Raw genomic sequence first — 2,199 nt, 5'->3', positions numbered from 1 at the left:
CAGGCCGCCAACCGTGGCGGCGGCCAGCATGACCGCCAGCGGCAGGACCGCCACCCGTCTGACGGGGGGCGCTGCCGTCGCTGGCGCCGTCGGTCGGTCCTGGTCCCGGCTCACCGCGGCGCCGTCAGTTGGCGATCTTGCCGTCGACCACCTTCAGCGTGGCAATCTGCGCCAGGGCCTGGTCGAGCTGGACATCCTTGGCGCGATCCTCGGGGATTTCATCGGCGCTGCGCGGGGTCTCCGCGCCGGCACCGGGGCCGGGTCCGGCACCCGCGCCGGAGCCGGCCGGATTGCCTTCGCCGTCGCCCTGAAGGTGGTTGGGCAGATCGGCTTCCGAACGCAGCTGCGGCACGTCCTCGGGCTTGGCGCCATCGGGCAGGGGCTGGATCACCTGCTTGTCCGGCTCGATGCCCTTGGCCTGGATCGACCGGCCCGACGGCGTGAAGTAGCGCGCCGTGGTCAGGCGCAGGGCGCCCTGGTTGGGCAGCGGGATGATGGTCTGGACCGAACCCTTGCCGAAGGACCGCGTGCCCATGATCAGGGCCCGCTTGTGGTCCTGCAGGGCGCCGGCGACGATTTCCGACGCCGAGGCCGAGCCGCCGTTGATCAGCACGACGACCGGCTTGCCCGCCATCAGGTCGCCCTGGGTGGCGCTGTAGCGCGAGACGTCGTCGGGCTTGCGCCCCCGGGTCGAGACGATTTCGCCCCGGTCGAGGAATTCATCGGAAATGGCGATCGCCTGATCGAGGAGGCCGCCCGGATTGTTGCGGAGGTCAAGGACGACGCCCTTCACCTTGTCCGCGCCGATTTCCCGGGTCAGCTCGGCGATCGCCTTCTTCACGCCGGCATCGACCTGTTCGTTGAACTGGGTGACGCGGACATAGATGACGTCGCCCTCGCGGCGCGAGCGGACGGCGCGGATCTTGATCACGGCGCGGGTCAGGGTCAGGTCGAAGGGCTTGGCGATGCCGTCGCGCTTGACCGAGATGACGATCTTGGAATCCACCGGGCCGCGCATCTTCTCGACCGCTTCCTGCAGCGTCAGGCCAAGGACTTCCTTGCCGTCGAGGGAGACGATGTAATCGCCGGTCTTGAGGCCGGCGCGCGAGGCGGGGGTTTCGTCGATCGGCGTCACCACCTTGACGAAGCCGTTCTCCATCGTGACCTCGATGCCGAGGCCGCCGAATTCGCCGCGCGTCTGTACCTGCATGTCGCCGAACGCCTTGGCGTTCATGTAGCTGGAATGCGGGTCGAGCGAGGCGAGCATGCCGTTGATCGCGGCTTCCACCAGCTTCTCGTCGGTCGCTTCGTCGACATAGTCGCTCTTGACCCGCTCGTAGACATCGCCGAACAGGTTCAGCTGGCGGTAGGTCTCGGCCGAACCGGCCTGAACGCATATGGGAATGGCTGCACCCGCCGCAAATGCGAGGAAGGCCACGACTGCTCGATTCATTCGCATCATCCGCTTACCTTGGTCGCACCTGATGTCAGCCAGGGGGTCAGATCCACCGGCTCTCCATTGTGCCTCAACTCGACATACAACACCGGCCGGGCGCCGTCACGGGCGCTTTCCATCTGACCGACCGGCTCGCCGGCCAGAACCTTCTGTCCGACGCTCACGTCAATTCGATCCATCCCCGCCAGCAGCAGATGATACCCGTCGCCTTGCGACAGGATCAAGAGCTGCCCGTAGCCCGTGAAGGTTCCCGCGAAGGCGACATCGGCGGCGGCGGGCGCCGTGATCTGGGCGCCCGGCCTTGTCGCGATGCGAAACCCGCGCGAGGTCAGGCCATTGGCCTGACGGTCGCCGAAACGGGCCGTGATCTCGCCGGCGGCCGGCCAGGCCAGCTTGCCCTTGAGGCTCGAAAACCGCGCCATGACCGAGGGCCGGTCGGGCGCGGCGGGTGTTGAAGGCTCCGCCGTGACGGCGGCGACCTGGCCCGGCTTCGCGGCGGCGGCCTGTTCGGCTTCCAGGGCGGCGACACGTTCGGCCTCGACGACCGCCGCCGCGGCTTCACGCTCGCGCCTCGCCTTCTCGACCGCGGCCAGCAGATCCTCGACCGATTTCGCCTTGGCGGCCAACTGGTCGACCCGTTTCGTCTCGGCCGCGACCAACGTGTCGAGACGCCGGCTGTCCTCGGCCTTCTTCGCCAGCAGCCGGTCGATTTCCACCCGCTCGTCGGCGAGGGAGGTCAGGGT

2 protein-coding genes are annotated in these 2,199 nt (G+C 68.3%); both read right to left on the bottom strand.

Features of this window, described 5'->3' with window-relative positions:
• Window positions 1-124: 124 nt before the first annotated feature.
• Window positions 125-1,462, bottom strand: a complete 1,338-nt coding sequence (locus WAZ62_RS15445) for a S41 family peptidase (protein ID WP_422644427.1) — start codon at window positions 1,460-1,462, stop codon at window positions 125-127.
• Window positions 1,459-2,199: murein hydrolase activator EnvC family protein (locus tag WAZ62_RS15440; RefSeq protein ID WP_422644426.1), on the bottom strand; the 741-nt coding region annotated here is incomplete at its 5' end. The genes WAZ62_RS15440 and WAZ62_RS15445, both read right to left, overlap by 4 nt.

It is taken from the genome of Zavarzinia sp., from assembly GCF_049306435.1.
Taxonomy (GTDB): Bacteria; Pseudomonadota; Alphaproteobacteria; order Zavarziniales; family Zavarziniaceae; genus Zavarzinia.
This window is presented reverse-complemented; position numbering and strand designations above follow the sequence as displayed.

Coding starts and splice junctions, on each gene's coding strand:
- WAZ62_RS15445 (WP_422644427.1), bottom strand. CDS start 1,462: ATGATGCGAATGAATCGAGCAGTCGTGGCCTTCCTCGCATTTGCGGCG.